18 protein-coding genes are annotated in these 21915 nt (G+C 73.2%); 14 read left to right on the forward strand and 4 right to left on the reverse strand.

Going from position 1 to position 21915, the window contains the following annotated elements; all coding sequences use genetic code 11:
• Positions 1-18 precede the first annotated feature (18 nt).
• Positions 19-2166, reverse strand: a complete 2148-nt coding sequence (locus tag BBH68_RS29040) for an alpha-galactosidase (RefSeq protein WP_065966674.1) — start codon at positions 2164-2166, stop codon at positions 19-21.
• Between the two features lie 179 nt (positions 2167-2345).
• Here BBH68_RS29040 and BBH68_RS29045 point away from each other — a divergent pair, with 179 nt between their 5' ends.
• From BBH68_RS29045 to BBH68_RS29075, 7 genes are read left to right on the forward strand one after another with little or no spacing between them, the layout of a single operon-like run.
• Positions 2346-3521 carry an ROK family transcriptional regulator gene (locus BBH68_RS29045; RefSeq protein ID WP_065966675.1) on the forward strand — a complete coding sequence of 392 codons (1176 nt, stop codon included), beginning with the start codon at positions 2346-2348 and terminating at the stop codon, positions 3519-3521.
• 18 nt (positions 3522-3539) lie between these two features.
• A complete protein-coding gene (locus BBH68_RS29050; protein ID WP_065966676.1) occupies positions 3540-4853 on the forward strand; it encodes an ABC transporter substrate-binding protein in 1314 nt (437 codons plus the stop codon).
• 23 nt (positions 4854-4876) lie between these two features.
• A complete protein-coding gene (locus BBH68_RS29055) occupies positions 4877-5800 on the forward strand; it encodes a carbohydrate ABC transporter permease (RefSeq protein ID WP_245738356.1) in 924 nt (307 codons plus the stop codon).
• Positions 5797-6720: a carbohydrate ABC transporter permease gene (locus BBH68_RS29060; protein ID WP_065966677.1), complete on the forward strand. Its 924-nt coding sequence runs from the start codon at positions 5797-5799 to the stop codon at positions 6718-6720. Before BBH68_RS29055 ends, BBH68_RS29060 begins: the two co-directional genes overlap by 4 nt.
• Before the next feature lie 52 nt (positions 6721-6772).
• Entirely contained in the window at positions 6773-8569 is a 1797-nt protein-coding gene (locus tag BBH68_RS29065; RefSeq protein WP_065966678.1) for an alpha-galactosidase D, read from the forward strand.
• A 57-nt stretch (positions 8570-8626) separates the two neighbouring features.
• Positions 8627-11053 carry a glycosyl hydrolase family 95 catalytic domain-containing protein gene (locus BBH68_RS29070; RefSeq protein ID WP_079151251.1) on the forward strand — a complete coding sequence of 809 codons (2427 nt, stop codon included), beginning with the start codon at positions 8627-8629 and terminating at the stop codon, positions 11051-11053.
• Positions 11050-12267 (forward strand): SGNH/GDSL hydrolase family protein, encoded by a 1218-nt coding sequence (locus BBH68_RS29075; RefSeq protein WP_065966680.1) that lies wholly within the window; start codon positions 11050-11052, stop codon positions 12265-12267. The genes BBH68_RS29070 and BBH68_RS29075 overlap by 4 nt, the downstream gene beginning before the upstream one ends.
• 31 nt (positions 12268-12298) lie before the next feature.
• Here the strand turns inward: BBH68_RS29075 and BBH68_RS29080 are convergent, their stop codons facing one another.
• The 3 genes from BBH68_RS29080 to BBH68_RS29090 are packed head-to-tail and all read right to left on the reverse strand — an operon-like array spanning position 12299 to position 14621.
• Positions 12299-13168: a 5-oxoprolinase subunit C family protein gene (locus BBH68_RS29080; protein ID WP_065966681.1), complete on the reverse strand. Its 870-nt coding sequence runs from the start codon at positions 13166-13168 to the stop codon at positions 12299-12301.
• The gene (gene pxpB, locus BBH68_RS29085; RefSeq protein ID WP_079151252.1) at positions 13165-13854 is read right to left on the reverse strand and encodes a 5-oxoprolinase subunit PxpB; all 690 of its coding nucleotides are present in this window, start codon (positions 13852-13854) and stop codon (positions 13165-13167) included. Before pxpB ends, BBH68_RS29080 begins: the two co-directional genes overlap by 4 nt.
• Complete coding sequence (locus tag BBH68_RS29090; RefSeq protein WP_079151253.1) at positions 13851-14621, reverse strand: LamB/YcsF family protein; 771 nt, start codon at positions 14619-14621, stop codon at positions 13851-13853. The genes pxpB and BBH68_RS29090 overlap by 4 nt, the downstream gene beginning before the upstream one ends.
• 117 nt (positions 14622-14738) lie before the next feature.
• Here BBH68_RS29090 and BBH68_RS29095 point away from each other — a divergent pair, with 117 nt between their 5' ends.
• The 7 genes from BBH68_RS29095 (at position 14739) to BBH68_RS29125 (ending at position 21863) form a co-directional block, all read left to right on the forward strand.
• Positions 14739-15461, forward strand: coding sequence for a GntR family transcriptional regulator (locus BBH68_RS29095; protein WP_065966682.1), 723 nt, complete (start codon positions 14739-14741; stop codon positions 15459-15461).
• Between the two features lie 130 nt (positions 15462-15591).
• The gene (locus BBH68_RS29100; RefSeq protein WP_065966683.1) at positions 15592-16314 is read left to right on the forward strand and encodes a DUF969 domain-containing protein; all 723 of its coding nucleotides are present in this window, start codon (positions 15592-15594) and stop codon (positions 16312-16314) included.
• A complete protein-coding gene (locus BBH68_RS29105; protein ID WP_065966684.1) occupies positions 16311-17279 on the forward strand; it encodes a DUF979 domain-containing protein in 969 nt (322 codons plus the stop codon). The genes BBH68_RS29100 and BBH68_RS29105 overlap by 4 nt, the downstream gene beginning before the upstream one ends.
• Before the next feature lie 37 nt (positions 17280-17316).
• Positions 17317-17961, forward strand: coding sequence for a pyroglutamyl-peptidase I (gene pcp, locus BBH68_RS29110; protein WP_065966712.1), 645 nt, complete (start codon positions 17317-17319; stop codon positions 17959-17961).
• A 95-nt stretch (positions 17962-18056) separates the two neighbouring features.
• Positions 18057-19094: a DUF2891 domain-containing protein gene (locus BBH68_RS29115; protein ID WP_065966713.1), complete on the forward strand. Its 1038-nt coding sequence runs from the start codon at positions 18057-18059 to the stop codon at positions 19092-19094.
• A 73-nt stretch (positions 19095-19167) separates the two neighbouring features.
• Positions 19168-20700: a hypothetical protein gene (locus BBH68_RS29120; RefSeq protein ID WP_065966685.1), complete on the forward strand. Its 1533-nt coding sequence runs from the start codon at positions 19168-19170 to the stop codon at positions 20698-20700.
• Positions 20701-20876: 176 nt separating this feature from the next.
• Positions 20877-21863 carry a hypothetical protein gene (locus BBH68_RS29125; RefSeq protein ID WP_076972096.1) on the forward strand — a complete coding sequence of 329 codons (987 nt, stop codon included), beginning with the start codon at positions 20877-20879 and terminating at the stop codon, positions 21861-21863.
• Positions 21864-21915: the final 52 nt, after the last annotated feature.

The raw sequence follows: 21915 nt of genomic DNA on the forward strand, positions 1-21915 counted from the left end.
GATCGCCTGATCACGTGGTCAGGCGTCGGCGGGGCGCACCTCGTCCGGCACCCGCACCAGATGCAGTGCCGTGCTCGCCCAGTCGCCCGACGGCAGGTCGAGGTCGAGCCCGTACCCCGTCAGCACGGCCGCGTGGTGCACCGTGCCGGTCACCGTGTCGCGGTAGCGGGCGCCGGGCACCAGGTCGCGGAGCCGGACGGGGAGGCGCGGGGTGCCGTGCCGGGGGCTGCGCCGGTAGGCGAGCAGCAGCAGCTCCGAAGCGTCGTCGGCGAGGTACTGGACGGCCGTGGGCCCCTCGCCGAGCGGCTCGGTGAGCCGGTACTGGCGGCCCCGCTGGACCAGGTGGCGGACCTTCTTGTAGGCCGCCACCAGCTCGGCCGACTCGACGAGTTCCTCCTCCGACCAGCGGGTCAGGTCGCCGCCGATACCGAGCAGGCCGGCCATGGCGACGTGGAAGCGGAAGCGCAGCGGCACCGAGTGGCCGGTGAGCTGGTTGGGCACGTCGGTCACCCACGCGGACATCACCCGCGCCGGATAGACCTGGCTGAAGCCGTGCTGGATGACCAGGCGGTCCACCGCGTCGGTGTTGTCGGACACCCACGCCTGGTCGGTGCGGGCGAGGATGCCCAGGTCGACGCGTCCCCCGCCGCCGCTGCAGGTCTCGATGCGCAGCCGCGGGTGCTCGGCGCGGAGCCGGTCGAGGACGCCGTAGAGGTTGGCGACATACCGGGTCCACAGCCGGTCGTTGCCGTCGCGGTGGCCGGGCCAGCCCGCCTCGCCGAAGGCGCGGTTCATGTCCCACTTGAGGAAGTCGACGCCGTGGCCGGCGATCAGCCGGGTCAGCCAGCCGTGCGCCCAGTCGGCGACGTCGTCGCGGGCGAAGTTGAGCACGAGCTGGTTGCGCAGCTCGGTGCGCTCGCGGCCCGGCACATGCAGCACCCAGTCCGGGTGCGCGCGGTACAGATCGCTGTCGGGGTTGACCATCTCCGGCTCGACCCAGACGCCGAACCGCATGCCGAGGTCGTGCACCGCCTGTGCGAGCGGGCCGAGGCCGGCCGGGAACCGGTCGGGCGCCGGGGACCAGTCGCCGAGGCCCGCCCGGTCGCTGCGGCGGGCGCCGAACCAGCCGTCGTCCACGACGTACAGCTCGACGCCGATCCGAGCGGCGCGCTCGGCCAGCGCCTTCTGTCCGGCCTCGTCGACGTCGAAGCCGGTGGCCTCCCAGGAGTTGTACAGCACGGGGGCCGGTTCGGCGGGGTGGGGCAGCACATGGGTCCGGACGTAGGAGTGCCAGGCGCGGCTCGCCGCTCCGAAGCCGCCCTCGCTGTAGAGGCCGGCGAAGACGGGGGTGGTGAACTCCTCCCCCGGCGCGAGCGGCACGCACGTCCCGTCGTGGCCGGCGCCGCCCGTGAGACCGGCGCGGCCGTCCGGGGTGCGCTGCACGGTGACCCGCCAGCTGCCGCTCCAGGCGAGGACGGCGCTCCACACCGGGCCGTGGTCCTCGCCGGCCGCCCCGCCGTCGAGCATGACCCAGGGGTTGGCGTGGTGGCTGGTGATGCCGCGCCGGCTGGTCAGCACGGTCTCGCCGAACGGCAGGGGGTCGCGGCGCAGTTGCGTCTCGGCCGACCACTGCCCCGTGACGTGGCTCAGCCGGTAGCCGGCCAGGGGCGGCAGGGTCCAGGCGGCGGAGTCGGCCCGCAGCAGCTCCAGGGGTTCGTGGCCGGTGTTGTGCAGCACGGTCCAGCGTTCGATCACATCGGTGTCGTCACGGACCCGGTAGTGCAGGGCGACCCGCAGCGGACGGAGCCGGTCGCGGAACTCCAGCACGAGTTCGGCGCTGCCGGGCACGTCGGTGAGGACGCGGTGTCCCGTGGGCCGCCACTCGAAACCGCGGGTGCCGTCGGGGTGGCGTACCTGGAGCGACGGCGGACCGTAGCGGGTGCCACCGTCGACCGGCAGCTCCTCGCCCACCGGCGGCCGGCCCTCGAAGCTGCTCGGCGGGTCCCCGGCGGGGACGGCCAGCGCGTCCGCCTCCGTCGTGGTCAGCCGCGGTCCCCAGGCGAGGTGGCAGGGCGCGCCGCTGTCGTCGATCCACAGCGCATAGGACGTACGCGGGGTGGTCAGCAGCCAGACGCCGGTGTCCGGGGAGCGGTGGATGAGCGGCATGGGACCTCACGATCAGAGGGTCAGCGAATGCTCAGCAGAGCCAAGCGCCTCCTTCAATAAGGTGTCAACCCCCGTGCTGCGGCCAGGCTTTCGAAGGAGTCGCACGTGAAGCGCCGGTCCTTGAACGGATTCTGATTCTTTCATTGACAGCAGAAAATATGAGTCATAGGTTCCCGGCCATGCCGTCGACCTCCCGTGTCGAGGCGTTCCCGGTCAACACGCCGGCCGCCTCCCAGATCTTCACCACCGTCCTGTCCCATGGCCCGCTCACCCGGCTGGAGGCGGCCCGGCGGGCCGGGCTCTCCCCGGCCGCCGTGACCAAGGCCGTCCGCCCGCTGCTGGAGGCCGGCTATCTGCTGGAGGACGCCAACGACGAGGCGCGCCCGGCGCTCGGCCGCCCGGCGAACCTCGTGCGGGTCGACGGCGGGCGGGCCCTGTTCATCGGTCTGAAGGTGACCGGCGACGAGATCATCGGGGTGCTCGCCGACCTGTGCTGCCGCATCCGCGTCGCCCGCCGCGTGCCGCTGCGCGGCCGGGAGCCGGGGCAGGTGCTGACCGTGGCGGCGGAGCTGGTGCAGGAGCTGCTCACCGAGGCCGACGGTTTCGGGGTGCGGGTCCAGGGCCTCGGCATCGCCGTCTCCGGCGACGTGGACCGGGCCGAGGGGACCGTGCGCTACTCGCCGTTCCTGGAGTGGCGCGATGTGCTGCTGGCCGAACTGGCCACGATGACCTGCGGGTTGCCGACCACCGTGGACAACGACGTACGCGCCCTCACCGTGGCCGAGCAGTGGTTCGGCGACGGCGTGGGGCTGTCCGACTTCGCCCTCGTCACCGTCGGCGCCGGCATCGGCTGCGGTCTGGTGGTGCACGGCCGCGTCGTCGCCGGCGCACACGGCGTCGCGGGCGAGATCGGCCATGTCACGGTGGACCCGGCCGGCCCGCCCTGCCACTGCGGCAACCGCGGCTGTGTGGAGGCGATCGCGGCCGACCCGGCGATCGTCGCCCAGGTCCGCGAGGTGACCGGCAGCGAGGTCGCCGACATCGCCGAAGCCATCGAACTGGCCCACCGGGGTGACGCCGGCGCCCGCGCCGTCTACGCGAAGGCGGGAGAGGCGATCGGCCGGGGCATCGCCACGGTGGCCAACCTGCTCGGCCCCGCACGCGTGCTCATCTCCGGCGAGGGGCTGGCCGCCTACGACCTGTTCGCCGAGCAGATCCGCGACGCCTTCACCGCGGCGGCCTTCGGCTCCGCCGCCCGGTGCGACGTCCACACCCGCCCGCTGCCCTTCGAGGAGTGGGCACGCGGCGCCGCCGCCACCGCGATCCAGTCCTTCATCACAGCAGACCCGAACTGACACGCACGAGGAGCAACAATGACGCAGCAGAGCCGCACCTCCCCGGCTGCGCGTGGTCCCGGCCGCCGCACGGTCGTCGGCAGCATGCTCGGTGTCGGGGCGGCCGCCCTGGCGGCACCGGTCCTCACCGCCTGCGGCGGAGGGCCCGGGTCCGACCCCAAGACGGTCACCTTCGGCTCCAACGGCGCCGACGCCACGCCCAAGTCCGCCTACGCGGCGCTCACCTCGGCTTTCTCCAAGGACTCCGGCCTGAAGGTGAAGACGAACACCGTCGACCACGACACCTTCCAGAAGAGCATCACCAGCTACCTCCAGGGCACCCCGGACGACGTCTTCACCTGGTTCGCCGGCTACCGCATGCGGCACTTCGCCAAGAAGAGACTGTGCAGCCCGATCGACGACGTCTGGGAGACGATCGGCGGCGGTTTCAGCGAGGCGACCAAGCAGCTGTGCCGCGGCGAGGACGGCAAGTACTACTTCGTGCCGCTGTACAACTACCCGTGGGCCGTGTTCTACCGCCGCAGCCTCTTCCGGGAACGCGGATACCAGGTCCCGCGGAAGTGGGACGAGTTCGTCGCCCTGGCCAAGCGGATGAAGCGGGACGGCCTGTCCCCGATCGCCTCCGGCTACGGCGGCGGCGACAGCTGGTCCGTCCTCGGCGCCTTCGACTACCTGAACCTGCGCGCCAACGGCTACGACTTCCACATGCGGCTGATGCACGGCCAGGTCTCCTGGACCGACAGGCGCGCCGCCCGCGTCCTCGACCTCTGGCGCGAACTGACCCCCTACTACCAGAGCGGTGCCGGCGGCAGGTCCTGGCAGGACGCGGCGCAGTCCCTGCTCGACAAGAAGTCCGGCATGGCCGTCATCGGTCTGTTCGTCGGCCAGCAGATCACCGACGAGAAGATACGCGACGACATCGACTTCTTCCCCTTCCCCGAGATCGACGCCGCGCACGGCCAGGACGCCGTCGAGGCGCCCACCGACGGGTTCATGCTCAGCCGCCGGCCCAGGAACGCGGACGGCGCGCGGAAGTTCCTGGAGTTCCTGGGCAGTGCCCGCGCCGAGCGGCAGTACATGGGCGTCGACCCGAGCAACCTCGCGGTCCACGAGAAGGCGGACACGTCCTCGTACAACGCCCTGCAGAAGAAGTCCGCCCGGCTCATCGCCTCGGCCCGGCACATCAGCCAGTTCGCCGACCGCGACAGCGACCCCGGCTTCGTCGCCACCGTCCTGCTGCCCGGACTGACCCAGTGGCTCGGCCACCCCGACGACGGCGCCGGCACGCTGAAGCGGATCGAGTCGCAACGCGCGCGTTTCTTCACGGTCTGACCAGGACCGGAAAGGCCCCCACCGTGTCCTCTCCGCCCACCGCCCCGCACCGGCCCGGCCGCCTGGGCACCGGTGACCGCCTGTTCCTGACCGCGGTCATCGGCATTCCGGTCCTCGCCCTGCTGGTCCTCGTCTGGCTCCCCGCGCTCGCCTCGGTGGCGCTGTCCTTCACCAGCTGGGACGGCATCGACCTCGGCGACATCCACTGGACCGGGCTCGACAACTACCACCAGATCCTCACCAACTACCCGCCGTTCTGGCCGGCGGTGCGGCACAACGTGATCTGGCTGCTGTTCACCGCGCTGCTGCCGACCCCGTTCGGCATCTTCCTCGCCTACCAGCTCGACAAGAAGATCCGCTTCACCAGGATCTACCAGACCGCGATCTTCCTGCCGATGGTGCTGTCCCTGGCCGTCGTGGGGTTCATCTGGGAGATCATCTACAACCCCGACACCGGACTGCTGAACAGCGTCCTCGGGACGGCCGGCGCCGGTCACCCCGTCGACTGGCTCGGCGACCCCGACCTGAACCTGTGGGCCGTCCTGGTCGCCTCCGGCTGGCGGCACACCGGCTACATCATGATCCTCTACCTGGCCGGCCTGAAGGGCTTCGACCCGGCGCTGAAGGAGGCCGCGGCGCTGGACGGGGCCAACGGCCGCCAGACCTTCCTGCGCGTCGTCTTCCAGGCGCTGAAACCCGTCAACATCATCATCCTGGTGGTGACGGTGATGGAGTCGCTGCGCGCCTTCGACATCGTCTACGTCCTCGGCGGCGGCGTCGGCAGCAAACCCGGCATGGAACTGCTGTCCCTGCTGATCACCGACAACATCATCGGCGAGTCCGGTCACATCGGTTACGGGTCCGCGCTCGCGGTCGTCCTCCTGCTGGTCTCCCTGGCCGCGATCGGCACGTTCCTCGTCCAGACCTTCCGCAAGGAGGAACAGTGACCACCACCGCGGAGCGACGACCCACCCGGGCGCCGGCGGCCCGCCGGCCTGGCCCTGCGGGACCGCCCCGTCCCCGCCGCGACACCGGCCGCCACCTCCTGCTCGCGGGCGTCTCGCTGCTGTGGCTGATCCCGCTGCTGTGGGCCGTCTACACCTCCCTGAGGTCGTACGGCGACACCGCCCGGCACGGCTACTTCTCCTGGCCGCACGGCGTCGGCCTGGAGAACTACGCCGACGCCTGGACCCAGTCGGGCATGCCGCACTTCCTCCTCAACTCCCTCCTCATCACCGTCCCCTCGGTGCTGGGCACCCTGCTGTTCTCCGCGGCCGTCGCCTTCTTCGTCTCCCGTTTCGGCTTCCGCTTCAACCTGGCGCTGCTGATGCTGTTCACCGCGGGCAACCTGCTGCCCGCCCAGGTGCTCATCACCCCCCTGTACCGGCTGTACCTGCTGATCCCGCTCCCCGCCTGGATGAGCGACTCCCTGCTGCTGTACAACTCGGCCTGGGGCATCATCGCCATCCACATCGCCTACCAGTGCGGCTTCTGCACGTTCGTCCTCAGCAACTACATGAAGACGATCCCCAAGGAGATCTCCGAGGCCGCCGTCGTCGACGGCGCGCAGGTGTGGCGCCAGTTCTTCCAGATCATCCTGCCGCTGTGCCGCCCGGCCTTCGCCGCGCTGGCGACCCTGGAGTCCATCTGGATCTACAACGACTTCTTCTGGCCGCTCACCCTCATCGAGACCGGCGACAAGCGGCCCATCACCTCCGCGCTGGCCAACCTCCAGGGCCAGTACTTCACCAACCCGAACCTGATCGCGGCCGGCGCCCTGATGACCGCGATCCCCACCCTGCTGGTCTACTTCGCGCTCCAGCGCCAGTTCATCAGCGGCCTCACCATCGGCTCGGGCAAGGGCTGAGCCGCCCCGCGCACCACCCCCCGCCGCACCCCACCCCCAGGAGGTACGACCCATGCGGTCACCCTCGTACTCCGTGCCGCGCACCCGCGCTCTGCGATCCCTGACGGTACTCGCCCTGGCCGCGGGCGCCCTGGCCGCCGTACCGCCGGCCCAGGCGGACACCGCCGCGCCCGGGCCCGCCGCCAAGCCCTACATGGGCTGGTCGAGCTGGAGCATGCAGTCGTCCAAGTACCCCGGGCTCAACCCCGACGGCGACTACAGCTACCTCACCGAGGCCAATGTCCTGAAGCAGGCCGACGCGCTCGCCGCCAAACTGAAGAAGTACGGCTACGAGTACGTCAACATCGACGCCGGCTGGTGGCGTGACAAGAACTGGACGCCCCACTTCGACCGCTACGCCCGCCAGCAGGCCGACCCGGTCCGCTTCCCGCGCGGGATGAAGGCCGTCGCCGACCACATCCACGCCAAGGGCCTCAAGGCCGGCATCTACCTGCCGGTCGGCCTGGAGAAGGAGGCGTACGACAAAGGCGCCGCGCCCATCTGGAACGCGCCCGGCTGTACCACCGCCGACATCGTCCACGCCGACCTGCGCACCACCAACGGCTGGGACAGCGCCTACAAGCTCGACTTCACCAAGCCCTGCGCCCAGAAGTACATCGACTCCCAGGCGCGGATGTTCGCCGACTGGGGCTATGACTTCCTCAAGCTCGACGGCGTCGGCCCCGGCTCCTCCAAGAGCGGCGAGAACTACGACAACGTCGCCGACGTCGCCGCCTGGCAACAGGCCATCGCGGCCACCGGCCGGCCGATCCACCTGGAGCTCTCCTGGTCCCTGGACTACGGGCACGTCGCCGACTGGAAGAAGTACTCCCAGGGCTGGCGCATCGACACCGACGTCGAGTGCTACTGCAACACCCTGGTCAGCTGGGAGAACTCCGTCGACGACCGGTTCGACGACGCCCCGGCCTGGGCCCGGCACGCCGGCCCCGGCGGCTGGACGGACCTCGACTCCCTCGACGTCGGCAACGGCGCGATGGACGGCCTGACCAAGGCCGAGCGGCAGACCTACGCCACGCTGTGGGCCATCGCCAAGTCCCCGCTCTACACCGGCGACGACCTCACCCGGCTGGACCCCTACGGCCTGTCCCTGCTGACCAACACCGAGGTCATCGCCGTCGACCAGAGCGACGCCCCGCCCGCCGTGCCCGTCACCCCCTCCGACCCGCAGCAGGTGTGGGCCGCGAAGAACCCCGACGGCACCCTGACCGTCGCCCTGTTCAACCTCGCCGACGCGCCCGCCGCGGTGACCGCCGACTTCTCCGCGCTCGGCTTCACCGGCAAGGCCGCGGTGCGCGACCTGTGGAACCACGAGAACCTCGGCACCCACCGGGACCGGATCAGCCAGGCCCTGCCCGCCCACGGTTCCCGCCTGTTCAAGGTCACCCCGCGCGGCCAGGCCCTCACCTGGTCCGGCGTCGAGGCCGAGGACCCCGCCAACACCCTCGCCGGCAACGCCTCCGTCGCCGGCTGCTCCGCCTGCTCCGGCGGCAAGAAGGTCGGCAACCTCTACCAGGGCGGCCGGCTGACCTTCCACGACGTCGTCGTCCCGAAGGCCGGTACCTACCAGATCAGGGTCTCCTACATCAGCGGTGACGCCCGCTCCGCCCTGGTCTCCGCCAACGGCAACGGCTCCACCCGCCACACGTTCGCCTCCACGGGCGACTGGGGCACCGTCACCACCGTCCACGTCCCGGTGAGCCTCAAGGCCGGCGCCAACACCCTCACCTTCGACAGCGGTTCCGGCTACGCGCCGGACATCGACCGGATCGACGTACCGAAGTCCTCCTGACACCCGGCGGGGGCCTGGCCGGGCGGCCGGGCCCCCGCCCAGACTTCTGGAGCCGCCATGACCCCCCGCCCGACCGATCCCAGCGGACGACCTGTGCCGCCCGGTCCCAGCGGACCATCCGTCCCGACCGATCCCAGGAGACGCTCCCTGCTGTCGCTCGCCGCGACGGCCGGTCTCACCGCGGCGCTCGGCGGTCTGCCCGCGTTCACCGCCTCCGCCGCACCCCGCCGCCCCACGGGCGAACCCGCCCCGAGCAGTCCGCGGGACCGGCTCTGGTGGCGGGCCCCCGGCGACGAGCGCTCCCTGATCGAGCAGGGCCTGCCGGTCGGCAACGGCCGCCTCGGCGCCCTCGCGAGCAACGACCCCGGCCGCGAACTGCTCCTCGTCACCGACGCCACGATGTGGACCGGCGGCCTCAACGACACGCTCGACAGCGACGGCCAGTTCCCCTACGGCCGCGCCGACTTCGGCTCGCTCACCCTGCTGGCCCGGCTCACCGTGGACCTCCCCGACCACGACCTGTCCGGCGTGCACGGCTACCGCCGCACCCTCGACCTCGCCCAGGGCCTGGTCACCGCCGACTACGTCCGCTCCGGCGTGACCTACCGCCGGCAGATCTTCGCCAGCCGCCCCGACGACGCGATCGTCCTGCACTTCACCCAGAGCGGCGGCGGCCGCTACACCGGCACCGTCACCCTGGAGGGCACCCACGGCGAGCAGCCCGCCGCCGGCGGGTCCTTCGGCGCCACCCTGCCCAACGACCTGCGCTACGGGGCGGCGGTCAAGGCGTACGGCAGCGGCGGCCGGATCCGGGTGAACGGGCCGCGCATCGAGTTCTCCGGCTGCGCGGACCTCACCGTCGTCCTCAGCGGCGGCACGAACTACGCGCCCGACGCCGACAGCGGATACCGCGACCCCGCCCTCGCCCCCGAGGCGCTGGCCCGCGCCAAGGTCGCCGCCGCGGCCCGGCACCCGGCCGGCACCCTGCTGCGCACGCATGTCGCCGACTACCGCCGGCTGTACGAGCGGCTGAGCCTCTCGCTGGGCACCTCGACCGACGCGCAACGCTCCCTGGACACCTGGGAGCGGCTCGCGGCACGGGCCCGCGACGGCGCGCCCGACCCCGAGCTGGAGGCGCTGTACCTCCAGTACGGCCGCTACCTGATGATCTCCGGCTCGCGCGGCAGCCTCCCCATGGGACTGCAGGGCCTGTGGCTGGACGGCAACGACCCGGACTGGATGGGTGACTACCACACCGACATCAACATCCAGATGAACTACTGGATGGCCGACCGGGCGGGCCTGTCGCCGTGCTTCGACGCCTTCGCGGACTACTGCCTCGCCCAGCTGCCGGCGTGGACCGACCTGACCCGCCGCCTGTTCGACGACCCGCGCAACCGGTACCGCAACTCCACCGGGAAGGTCGCGGGCTGGACGGTCGCCATCTCCACCAACCCCTACGGCGGGGGCGGCTGGTGGTGGCACCCCGCGGGCAACGCCTGGCTGAGCAACAGCCTGTACGAACACTACGAGTACACCGGGTCGCGGGAGTACCTGGCGAAGATCTACCCGCTGCTCAAGGGCGCCTGCGCGTTCTGGGAGGCCCGGCTGCTCACCGTCGCCGCGCCGGACGGCCCGGGCGAGGTGCTGATCGCCGACAGCGACTGGTCGCCCGAGCACGGCCCGCTGGACGCCAAGGGCATCACCTACGCCCAGGAACTGGTGTGGGCGCTGTTCGGCAACTACACCGAGGCGGCCGCCGTACTCGGCGAGGACGCCGGCTACGCGCGGACCGTGGCCGGTCTGCGCGACCGGCTGTACCTGCCGCGGGTGAGCCCGACGACGGGCTGGCTGGAGGAGTGGATGTCGCCCGACAACCTCGGCGAGACCACCCACCGCCACCTCTCGCCGCTCGTCGGTCTCTTCCCCGGCGACCGCATCCGCCCCGACGGCTCCACCCCGAAGGAGATCGTCGACGGGGCTCGCGCGCTGCTCACCGCGCGCGGCATGGAGAGCTTCGGCTGGGCGAACGCCTGGCGGGCGCTGTGCTGGGCGCGCCTGAAGAACGCGGAGAAGGCCTACCAACTCGTCGCCGACAACCTGCGTCCGTCGTCCGGCGGAAGCAACGGCACGGCGTTCAACCTGTTCGACATCTACGAGACCGAGCGTGGCCGCGGCATCTTCCAGATCGACGCCAACTTCGGCACACCGGCCGCGATGATCGAGATGCTGCTGTACTCGCGCCCCGGCCACATCGAGCTGCTGCCGGCGCTGCCCGCCGCCTGGGCCGCGTCCGGGTCGGTCACCGGCGTGCCGGTGCGGGGCGGATTCGTGGTGGACCTGCGCTGGCGGGAGGGCACACCGACCGAGGCGCGCGTCCGCAGCGTCGGCGGCCGTACCACCACGGTGGTCTTCGGCGGGGCGTCGCGGCCGGTGAGGCTGGCGCCGGGCGAGGCGGTCACACTGAAGGGGTTCACCCGATGAGGGCCCGACGCGGCCGGGGGCGCGTGCTGATGGCGCTGGCGGCCGCCGCCCTGGCCGTTCAGGCCGTCCCGGCGACGGCCGGCGCCGCGCCGGCCGGGAGCGAGGTCGTGACGTGGGGAGCCAGTGCCGACCGCCTGGGGGAGGGCGTGCCGGACCGCGGGTACCGGCTCGTCGTCCACACCAGCGTCGGCGGGAACGACCTGCGCGTCAGGCTCTCCAATGCCTTCGGGGACCGGCCGGTGACGTTCGACAGCGCCTACGCGGGCGTCCAGTCGGCCGGGGCCCGCCTGGTGCGCGGCAGCAACCGGCGGCTGACCTTCGGCGGCGCGCGGTCCGTCACCGTCCCGGCCGGCGCCACCGCCACCAGCGACCCGCTGCCGGGCCGGACGGCCGCCGGGACCGACCTGGTGGTCAGCGTGCACAGCCCGGACGCGGCCGGCCCGGCGACCGGACACGGCATGGCCATGCAGACGTCGTACGTCTCCCGGGGCGATCACACCGCCGAGGACGGCGCGGCGCACTGGGACGGCACCACCGGCTCCTGGTTCTACCTGGACGCCGTGACGGTCCGGGCGCCCTCGGGAACGGGAGCCGTGGTGGCCCTCGGCGACTCCATCACCGACGGCTGGCAGTCCAGCACGGACCTCGACCGCCGCTGGCCCGACTACCTCGCGCGCCGGCTCCGGCAATCCGCCGCCACGGCGGTCAAGGGCGTGGCCAACGAGGGGATCTCCGGCAACAAGGTGCTGGCCGACGGCGCCGGGCAGAGCGCGCTGCACCGGCTCGACCGGGACGTGCTGTCCCATCCCGGCGTGCGCGCGGTGTTCCTCTTCGAGGGCGTCAACGACATCAAGGCGCACACCGGCGTGACCGCCCAGGACCTGATCGCCGGCTACCGGGAGATCGTCCAGCGGGCGCACGCGGCCGGCAAGCGCGTGGTGGGCGCCACGGTCGGGCCGTTCAAGGGCTGGCCGGAGTGGGATCCGGAGGCCGAGGCCGTGCGTCAGGAGGTCAACGCGTTCATCCGGGACAGCGGTGCGTTCGACGCGGTCACCGACTTCGACCGGGTCCTGCGCAGTCCGTACGACCACGAGCGCATCCTGCCGTCCTTCGACGGCGGCGACCATCTGCACCCGAACGACAAGGGCATGCAGGCCATGGCCGACGCGGTGGACCTGACGAGCCTCGACCGCTCCGCGCCGGCCGTCACCTGAGGCCGGACCGGCCCCCGCCCGGCGATCTCCGCTACCGGACGTGCCGCGGCGCGAAGCGCAGCGCCGTGCCCGGGACGGCCTGGGCGGCCGCGGGCAGGTGGGATTCGGGGACGACGCCGACGACGGGGTAGCCGCCAGTGGTGGGGTGATCGGCCAGGAACAGCACCGGGCGGCCGTCCGGCGGGACCTGGAGCGCGCCCAGGACCATGCCCTCGCTGGGCAGTTCGCCGTCCCGCGCGCGCTCCAGCGCCGGGCCCTCGGTGCGCAGGCCGATGCGGTTGCTCGCGGCCGACACCCGGAACCCGCCGGTGGCCAGGGTGCGCAGCGCCCGGGGGGTGAACCAGTCCTGGCGCGGGCCGAGCACCACCGGCAGGACCAGTTCGCGCGGCGGCCCCGGGCAGGGCGCCGCGTCCACGGCCGGAGCCGGTCCGTACGGCGCGCCCAGCCGCAGCACCGCGCCGTCGGCGAGCGGGGCCGGGCCGAGGCCGGAGAGCACGTCCGTGGAACGGCTGCCGAGCACCCGCTCGGCCTCCACGCCTCCGTCGAACGCCACATAGGCGCGCACGCCGTGGGTGGCCGCCCCGGCCTCCACCAGCGCGCCCGCCGGCACCCGCACGGGCGCGCCCCACGCGGCGGGGCGGCCGTCCACGGTGACCGGGCACGGGGCGCCGGTCACCGCCACCGTGGCGGCGCGGCGCAGCCGTACGGCACAGCCGGTGAGCGTGGTCTCCAGGGCCGCGGCCCCCTCCGGGTTGCCCACCAGGCGGTTGGCGAGCCGCAGCGCGGGCTCGTCGAGCGCTCCCGAGCGCGGCACGCCGAGGTGGGCGTGGCCGGCCCGGCCGAGGTCCTGGACGGTGGTCAGCGCGCCGGCCCGCACCACCGCGAAGGCGCTGTCGGTCATGCGGAAGCCTCTTTCCCCGCGTGCGGTGTCCTCGCGGCCCCGGCGGTCCGCTCCGGTACGAAGCGGACCCGCGTGCCGGGGGACAGGAGCGCGGCCGGGTCGCGCGCGGTGTCCCACAGCACCGCGTCGGTGGTGCCGATCAGCTGCCAGCCGCCGGGGGAGGAGCGCGGGTAGACGCCGGTGTACGGGCCCGCGAGGGCGACCGAGCCGGCCGGGACCCTGGTCCTGGGGGTGGCGCGGCGCGGTACGTGGCGGTGGTCGGGCAGGCCGGTCAGATAGCAGAAGCCGGGGGCGAACCCGCAGAACGCGACGCGGAATTCGGTGCCCGAGTGGATGCGCGCGACCTCCTGCGGGGCGACCCCCCACAGCTCGGCGACATCCGCCAGGTCCGGGCCGTCGTAGCGCACCGGGACCTCGACGGTATCCCCGTCGCCGCCGGTCAGCGGCGGGATCTCCCACCGGGCCACCTCGGCCGCGAGGCGGCGCGGGTCCGCCACCCCGTCCAGGAGCACGGTGCGCGCCGCGGGCACGATCTCCCGTACGGCGGGCAGCGTTCCGGCCCCGGCACGGCGCAGCAGCTCGGCGTGCAGGGCCTGGGCGGCCTCCCCGGTGTCCACCTCCAGGAGCAGCGCCCGGTCCCCGACCGGCAGGCCGCGCACCCGCGCGGTCCCGTCGGGGCCCGTCATGCGAAGGGCTCCACGCGCACGCCCGCGGCCGCCAGTTCGGCGCGGACCCGGCGGGCGAGGTCGGCGGCGCCCGGGGTGTCGCCGTGCACGCACAGGGACCGCACCGCCACCTGCACCGGTTCACCGTCGATCGAGGTGACCGACCCGTCGCGGGCGAGGCCGAGGGAGCGCTTGACGACGGTGCCCGGGTCGTCGATGACGGCGCCGGGCTCGCCGCGGGGGACGAGCGTCCCGGCCGCGGTGTAGGCGCGGTCGGCGAACCCCTCGCTCACCACCGGCAGCCCGGCCGCGCCGGCCGCCTCGTGCAGCCGCGAGCCGGGCAGCCCCAGGACGGGCAGCGGCACGCCGTCGGCGGCCAGCAGCACGCCCTCGACGACGGCGGCGGCCTGCGCCGGGTCGCGCACGCAGCGGTTGTAGAGCGCGCCGTGCGGCTTGACGTAGGCCACGTCGGCCCCGGCGGCCCGCGCGAACACCCGCAGCGCGCCGATCTGGTAGGCGATCTCGTCGGTCAGCTCGCGCGGCGGCACGTCCATGGCGCGGCGGCCGAAGCCCGCCAGATCGCGGTAGGAGACCTGGGCCCCGACGCGCACGCCGCGCTCGGCGGCCAGCTCGCACACCCGGCGCATGGTCGACGGGTCTCCGGCGTGGAAGCCGCAGGCCACATTGGCGCTGGTGACGACGGACAGCAGGGCGTCGTCGTCGGTCAGCCGCCAGCGGCCGAAGCCCTCGCCGAGGTCGGCGTTGAGATCGATCGTCAGGTCCGCCATGCGTGACAACCTAGGCGATCGTTGAACGATCCGACAAGGGAAATGTTGTTTCACCCTGCGTTCTGGGATTGACTTCTCGCCATACGGGATTCCAGAAGAGGTCAAAGGGGATCAAGAGTGACAAACGGGGCGGAACGGCGGCTCGCGGAGGCCTCGTCGCTGGCCGAGCTGGAGGGCGACCGGGCGCTGCTGGGGCGGACCAGCACCGCCGAGCGGGTCGCCGACATCCTGCGCGACCGCATCGCCGAAGGGTTCTTCCCGCCCGGCACCCGCCTGTCCGAGGACAGCGTCAAGGGGGCGCTCGGCGTCTCGCGCAACACCCTCAGGGAGGCGTTCCGCCTGCTCACGCACGAGCGGCTGCTGGTGCACGAGCTCAACCGCGGCGTGTTCGTGCGCGTGGTGACGGTGGACGACCTGATCGACATCTACCGCGTGCGCACGCTGATGGAATGCGGCGCGGTGCGCGGCCTCGGGGAGCCGCCGTACCCGCTGGAGGGGGTCGAGGCGGCCGTCGTGGCGGGGGAGCGCGCCGCGCAGGCGGCGGCCTGGCAGGATCTGTCCACCGCCAACATCCGCTTCCACCAGGCGATCGTCGCGCTCGCCGGCAGCCCGCGCGCCGACGAACTGATGCGCGGGGTGCTGGCCGAACTCCGCCTGGTCTTCCATGTCATGGCCGACCCGCGCCGCTTCCACGCGCCCTATCTGGTCCGTAACCGGCAGATCCTGGAAGCGCTGGAGTCCGGGGACGCGCCCGAGGCCGAGCGGCTGCTCGCCTCCTATCTCGAGGACTCCCGGCTCCAGCTGGCCGGTGCCTACGCCCAGCGGGTCTCCGGGTCGTAAACGATCCCAGGTTCGAGAAAGAAGAGAACAAGTTCGCAACTCACTCTTGTCGGATCGTTCAACGAACGCCTAGCCTCCGATGCACTCTGCCTCACGACCCCGTGAGGTCTGCGCATGGAAGGCGGGACGCATGATCGTTCTCCTCGGCGTCCTGGTGGTGATCCTCGGATTCGCCACACGACGCAACCCGCTGCTGGTGGTCGGAGTCGCCGGCATCGTCACCGGGCTGCTGGGCAAGCTCTCGCCGCGGGAGGTCCTCGCGGCCTTCGGCGACGGCTTCGCATCCAGCCGCTCGGTGACGATCTTCGTCATCACCCTCCCGGTCATCGGCCTCCTGGAGCGCAACGGCCTCCAGGAGCAGGCCCGCATCCTCATCGGCCGGCTCGGCAAGCTCACCACCGGCCGCTTCCTCGCCCTCTACCTGGGGCTCCGTCAGCTCACCGCAGCAGTGGGCCTGACCAGCATCGGCGGGCCGGCGCAGAGCGTGCGGCCCATGGTCGCGCCGATGGCCGAGGGGGCCGCCGAGCGCCGCCACGGCCCGCTGCCCGAGCGGGCGCGCGAGCGGGTCCGCTCGTACGCGTCGAGCGCCGACACCGTCGGCCTGTTCTTCGGCGAGGACTGCTTCCTCGCCATCGGCTCGATCCTCCTGATCACCGGCTTCGTCAACACCACGTACCACACCCACCTGGAGCCCCTGCAGCTGGCTCTGTGGGCCATCCCGACCGCCGTGTGCGCCTTCCTCATCCACGGCGCCCGGCTGCTGCGCCTCGACCGCACCCTGGAACGCGACCTGGCGACCGCGGCCTCCCGCGCCGACCGGGCCGGCGACCGCACCCCGGAGGACGTGAAGTGATCAAGGTCGAGTGGTTCTACTGGCTCGTCGGTGCCGTCTTCCTCGCCATGGCCGCCCAGATGGCGGTCGACCGCAGCAACCCCAAGCGCCTCGGCTCCGCCGCCTTCTGGGGCCTGCTGGGCGGATGCTTCCTCTACAGCACCTGGGTGGTGCGGAAGCAGGTCCCGGCCGAGCCGCTGGGCGTCGCCGTGCTGGCCATGGTCTGCCTGGCCGGGTTCGGCCAGACCGGACGCGGCACCCCGCGCACCACCACCGCCGAGCAGCGCACCGCCCTGGCCGCGCGGCTGCGCGGCAAGCTGTTCATCCCCGCCCTGACCATCCCGCTGGTCGCGGTGGTCTGCGCCTCCGCCCTCAAGCACTGGAAGGTCGGCGGCGAACCGGTCCTGGAGCCGGGCAGCGAGACCGTACTCGGCCTCGGCTTCGGCGCCATCGCCGGGCTCGCGGTCGCCATGTTCGTGGTCCGCGAGCGCAACGCCGCCGTGCCGCTGCACGCCGGGCGCGGCCTGCTGGAGTCCATGGGCTGGGCCCTGCTGCTGCCCCAACTGCTGGCCGTACTCGGCTCGATCTTCCAGGTGGCCGGGGTCGGTACCCAGGTCGGCAAGATCACCGAACAGCTGCTGCCGGACGGTCAGAAGTACGTCGCCGTGGCCGTCTACTGCGTGGGCATGGCCCTGTTCACCACCATCATGGGCAACGCCTTCGCCGCGTTCCCGGTGATGACCGCCGCCATCGGCTGGCCCGTGCTCATCCAGCAGATGCACGGCGAACCGGCGGTCGTCCTCGCCGTCGGCATGCTGGCCGGCTTCTGCGGCACCCTCGTGACCCCCATGGCCGCCAACTTCAACCTCGTCCCCGCCGCACTGCTCGAACTCAAGGACCAGTACGGGCCCATCAAGGCCCAGATCCCCACCGCCGGGGCGCTGCTGGCCTGCAACATCGTCATCATCTCGCTCTTCGCCTTCTGAGGAGGCCCGCGTGACCAGCGTGACCCCGGCGCCCGGTGTGACCCGTGTGCTCCTCACCGGTTTCGAACCCTTCGGCGGCGAGGACGTCAACCCGTCCTGGCAGGCCGTCTCCCTGGTCGCCGCCGGGCCCCCGGCCGGCATCCAGGTCACCGCCGCCCGGCTGAGCTGCGTCTTCGGCACGGCGCTCGAGGAACTGGACGCCGCGGTGGAGCGGACCGACCCCGACCTGGTGCTGTGCGTGGGACAGGCCGGCGGCCGCACCGGCATCAGCGTCGAACGCGTCGCCGTCAACGTGGACGACGCCCGCATCCCCGACAACGCCGGGCGGCGGCCCGTCGACCGCCCGGTCGTCCCCGACGGCCCCGCCGCCTACTTCGCCGCCCTGCCCGTCAAGGCGTGCGTCGCCGCCGTACGAGCCGCCGGAATACCCGCCTCCGTCTCCCAGACGGCCGGCACCTTCGTGTGCAACCACGTCTTCTACGGGCTCGCCCACCTGATCGCCACCCGCAGGCCCGCCCTGCGCGGCGGATTCGTCCACGTCCCGTACGCCCCCGAGCAGGTCGTGGACCGCGCCGAGCCGTCCCTGTCCGTCGACACGGTGGCGCACGCCCTGCGGGCGATCATCACCACGGCCCTGACCACCCGCGAAGACCTCCGCGTCGCCGAAGGCGCCACCCATTGAGCGCGCCGCACACCCCGCCGGGCGACCGGCCCGACAAGCTCCCCGAGTCCGGCGGGCTCCCCGCACTCGCCGCGCTCGCCGGACGCTTCGCCGCCGTGGCCGTCGCCAACGTCACCCGTCCCTATCCGTACGCGCCCGGGCATCTGCTGCGCGGACCCGAGGACCTGGTGCCGCCCCGCCACCACCACCCCGCCTTCTACGGCTCGTACGACTGGCACTCCTCGGTGCACATGCACTGGCTGCTCGTCCGGCTGCTGCGCCGCTTCCCCGACCGGGCCCGCACCGTGGAGGCGGCCGGCGGGGCGGCTGAGGAGGTGACCGAGGTGCTGGACCGTCATCTCACCGCCGCCCACCTGGCGGCCGAGGCCGATTATCTGCGCGCCAACCCGTCCTTCGAACGCCCCTACGGCTGGGCCTGGCTGCTCGCGCTGACCGCCGAATGCCGGGCCCTGGGCCCGGCGGGCAGCCGGTGGGCGGCCGCCCTGGAACCGGCGGCCGACGCCGTCGAGGCGCTGCTGTGCGACTGGCTGCGGCGGGCCACCTACCCGGTGCGGCACGGCGTCCACACCAACAGCGCCTTCGCTCTCGGCCTCATCCTCGACAGCGCCGCCACGGCCGGGCGGGCGGCCCTCGCCGAGCCGGTCGAGGCGGCGGTCCTCCGCTGGTTCGGCGAGGACCACGACGCCCCGGCCCACTGGGAGCCCTCCGGCCAGGACTTCCTCTCACCGGCGCTCACCGAGGCCGAAGCGGTCTGCCGGGTGCTTCCCCAGGCGGACTTCGCGGCCTGGCTGGACGGCTTCCTGCCCGGCATCGGGCGCGGCGCCCCGACCCCGCTGCTCACCCCGCCCGTCGTCTCCGACCCGGCCGACCCGCAGATCGGCCACCTCGTCGGACTCTCGCTCAGCAGGGCCGCCGCGCTGCGCCGGCTCGCCGCGGCGCTGCCCGAGGACGACCCGCGCGCCCCCGTCCTGGCGGCGGCGGCCGGTGACCACCTCGCCGCCGGGCTGCCGCACGTGGTCTCCGGGGACTTCACGGGCGACCACTGGCTCGCCACTTTCGCGGCGCTCGCGCTGGACGGGCCGGACGGGGGTGGGCACGACGACACGGGGGGCGTCGGGCGCGTCGTAAACTGACGGACCGGTCCGCGCGCCCGGCCGCTCCGCGCCGTTTCGTCCGTTGTCGGTGCGAGCGCCTAATCTGTGCGACGTGACATCTCCAGCGCCCGGGGCGGCAGCGCCCCAGCTCAACGGGTACGCCGGGGCCGCGCGCCCGGCCCCGGGTCCGGCCGCCGACGAAGGCCTGGCCCGGCGGCTGCGCGCGCTCGCCTGCACCGCGCCGTTGCACGATCTCGACGCGCGCAAGGGCAGCCTCGCGGGCGAGTACTCGGTGTACGCGATGGCGGAGGTGGCCCTCGCCGCCATCGACCTGGTCACGCTCAACATGGACTTCGACACCGGCGCCGACCACGAGCAGATAGTGGCCAGGCTGCTGCCCCGCGTCGCCGCGCAGGCCCCGGACCGGCCCACCGCCGAGCACGAGCGCGTCGCCCGCTGGGTGCTGGAGAACCTGATCAACGTCGGCAGTGTGGACCGCGGCTTCCGCGCCGTGTACGGCACCTTCGGCCCCGACGGCGTCTATGTGCGCCGCGACTACGACTTCAAGCTGGTCGAGGAGGTGCCCGGCCCCGGCGGCAGCGTCTATCTGCGCACCACCGACGAGGCGGTCAACGTCCTGGTCGGCGCGCTCGACACGGACGTCACCAGCGCCCAGATCGCCGCCGAGGTCAAGCTCGAGGTGCTGATCAGCCGCGGCCGCCTCGCCGACGCCCAACTCGCCGCCGAACAGGCCCGCTACCGCACCGTGCAGTACTCGGAGACGCTGCGCCGCACCCTCGACGCCACCCGGCGCAATGTGCGCGCCGTCGACTGGCTGAGCACCGTCCCCGACCTGATCAGCGAGGCCCTGGACCACGTCGCCGACCGCTACCGCCATGAGAACGCGATCCTGACCAACATCCGCAAGGCCCGCGACGAGGCCGAGAGCGCCGAGAACAAGCGCCGCGCCGCCGAGCTCGTCGACATAGTCAAGGACTGCATCCGCCGCCACACCCAGCTCCAGTCCCGGCTGCTGGAGGCCGGGCCGCTCTTCCGCGCCGAGCAGGACCGCCAGGCCTTCGCCACGCCCGCCGCGCGCGCCGGGCTCGACCTGTACGGGCAGCTCCTCGCGCCCGTCCTGCCACTCCCCGTGGAGCGGGCCCTGCGCGTCACCGACGCCTTCTTCGCCCGGGGCACGGGGCTGCGCACCCCCACCTCCGTGCGCGTGGGCGACCTCGTGGACATGCTGCTGACCCCGCCCGTGGAGCGCGAGCACCTGGGCGCGGAGATGCCCGAGCCGGACCTGATCGCCACCCCCGACGACAGCCGCTTCAGCGAGGAGCAGCTCGCGGCCGCGATGCGGCTGCTCGACCTCCCGGCCGACGCCCCCCGCCGGCTCTCCGGCCTCCTGGCCGAGGCCCGCCGTCGCGACCCCGAACTCCCTTACCTCATCGCCCTGCTGGCCGTCCACGCCGCGAGCCCGCCCGTCGGTACGGCCTACCGCCAGGGCGAGGAGCGGCTGCTGTTCGCCGTCGACGACGGCACCGAGCTGGACGACCCGGAGTTCGGCGGCGCCGATCTGATAGTGGGCACGGCGCTGCTGGACGCGGCCGGGATGGCGGCGGACCGCGCGGAGGTGGCGTAGTGCGCCTCGTGTGCCGATCCGGCGGCCCCGACCGGGCCATACCCCGTCGGACCCCCGTCCGCCAGACCGCCACATGCCGGACCGCCGCCCGTCAGACCGCCGTCCGTCAGACCGCTGTCCGTCAGACTCCGTCAGACCGCTGTCCGTCAGACCGCTGTCCGCAAGGAGCCTCACGCGTGACCGAGTACGACCCCACAGACGCCGCCCCACCGGAGTCCCCGCCGGAGTCCCCGGCGCAGGGCATGCCCAGCGCCTCCGGCACACCGGGCGGCTGGAGCACGGCGGGCGCGGCGGGCACCACGGGCACCTCGGCCGCCTCCGGTACGGCGGAAGGCGCCCCCCTCACCCCCGCCGACGCGGCCGACGCGGCGCGCCTGGTGGCCTTCGGGCTGCAGCCCAAGCTGCTGCCCGCCCGTGACGCCGAGTACGCCGAACTGCTGCGCCGCCACCGCGACGACCCGGCGTTCGCCCGGCTGGCCGACGCCGTGGCCGCCGGTCTCGGCCTGATCGTGCTCGAGGTCTCCACCCGGGCCGGGATGGCCCTGGCCGCCGCGGAGGACTCCGTCTTCGCCGTCCGCATGGGCGACTACGCCCGCCGTGCCTCCACCGACTCCGCCGACCGCTTCCTGCACGGCCTGGCCCATCTCGCCGTCGCGGCCATGGCCTTCCCCCGCCCCGAGGACCTCGCCGACGACGGCTACATCGGCCGGGTCACGGTCAACGGCATCGACGCCTTCGTGCGCCAGGCCTGCCGCCGGCTGGAGGAGCGGGCCGAGGAGCAGGGGGAGAACACCGATCCGGCCACCGACGCCCCCGGCCTGGAGGCCGCCTGGCGGGTGTACGCGCGGCGCAGCGCCACCGGCGCCACCAAGGACGCGCGCCGCCTCGCCGGTTCGACGACCGGCATCGTGGGCAAGGCCGTCGCGTTCCTCGTCGACTCCGGCTTTCTGCAGCGCACCGGGGACGACGCCGGAGGCGCGTACCGCACGACCGCCCGCTACCAGCTGCAGGTGCGGGACATGGCGGGCAGCGCCGCCATGGCCGAGCTGCTCGACCTGGGCGTCGTACCCACGAGCGACGGCAGCGCGACGCTGTTGCCGCCGGACGAGGGCGACGACCTGCATCTGGTGGCCGACGCGGGGCTGCCCTTCCACGCGACCTGACCGGGGCGCGCCCGCCCCCCACCCCCCCCGACGCCACCCTTCAGTTCAGACC

It is taken from the genome of Streptomyces sparsogenes (assembly GCF_001704635.1).
GTDB lineage: Bacteria > Actinomycetota > Actinomycetes > Streptomycetales > Streptomycetaceae > Streptomyces > Streptomyces sparsogenes.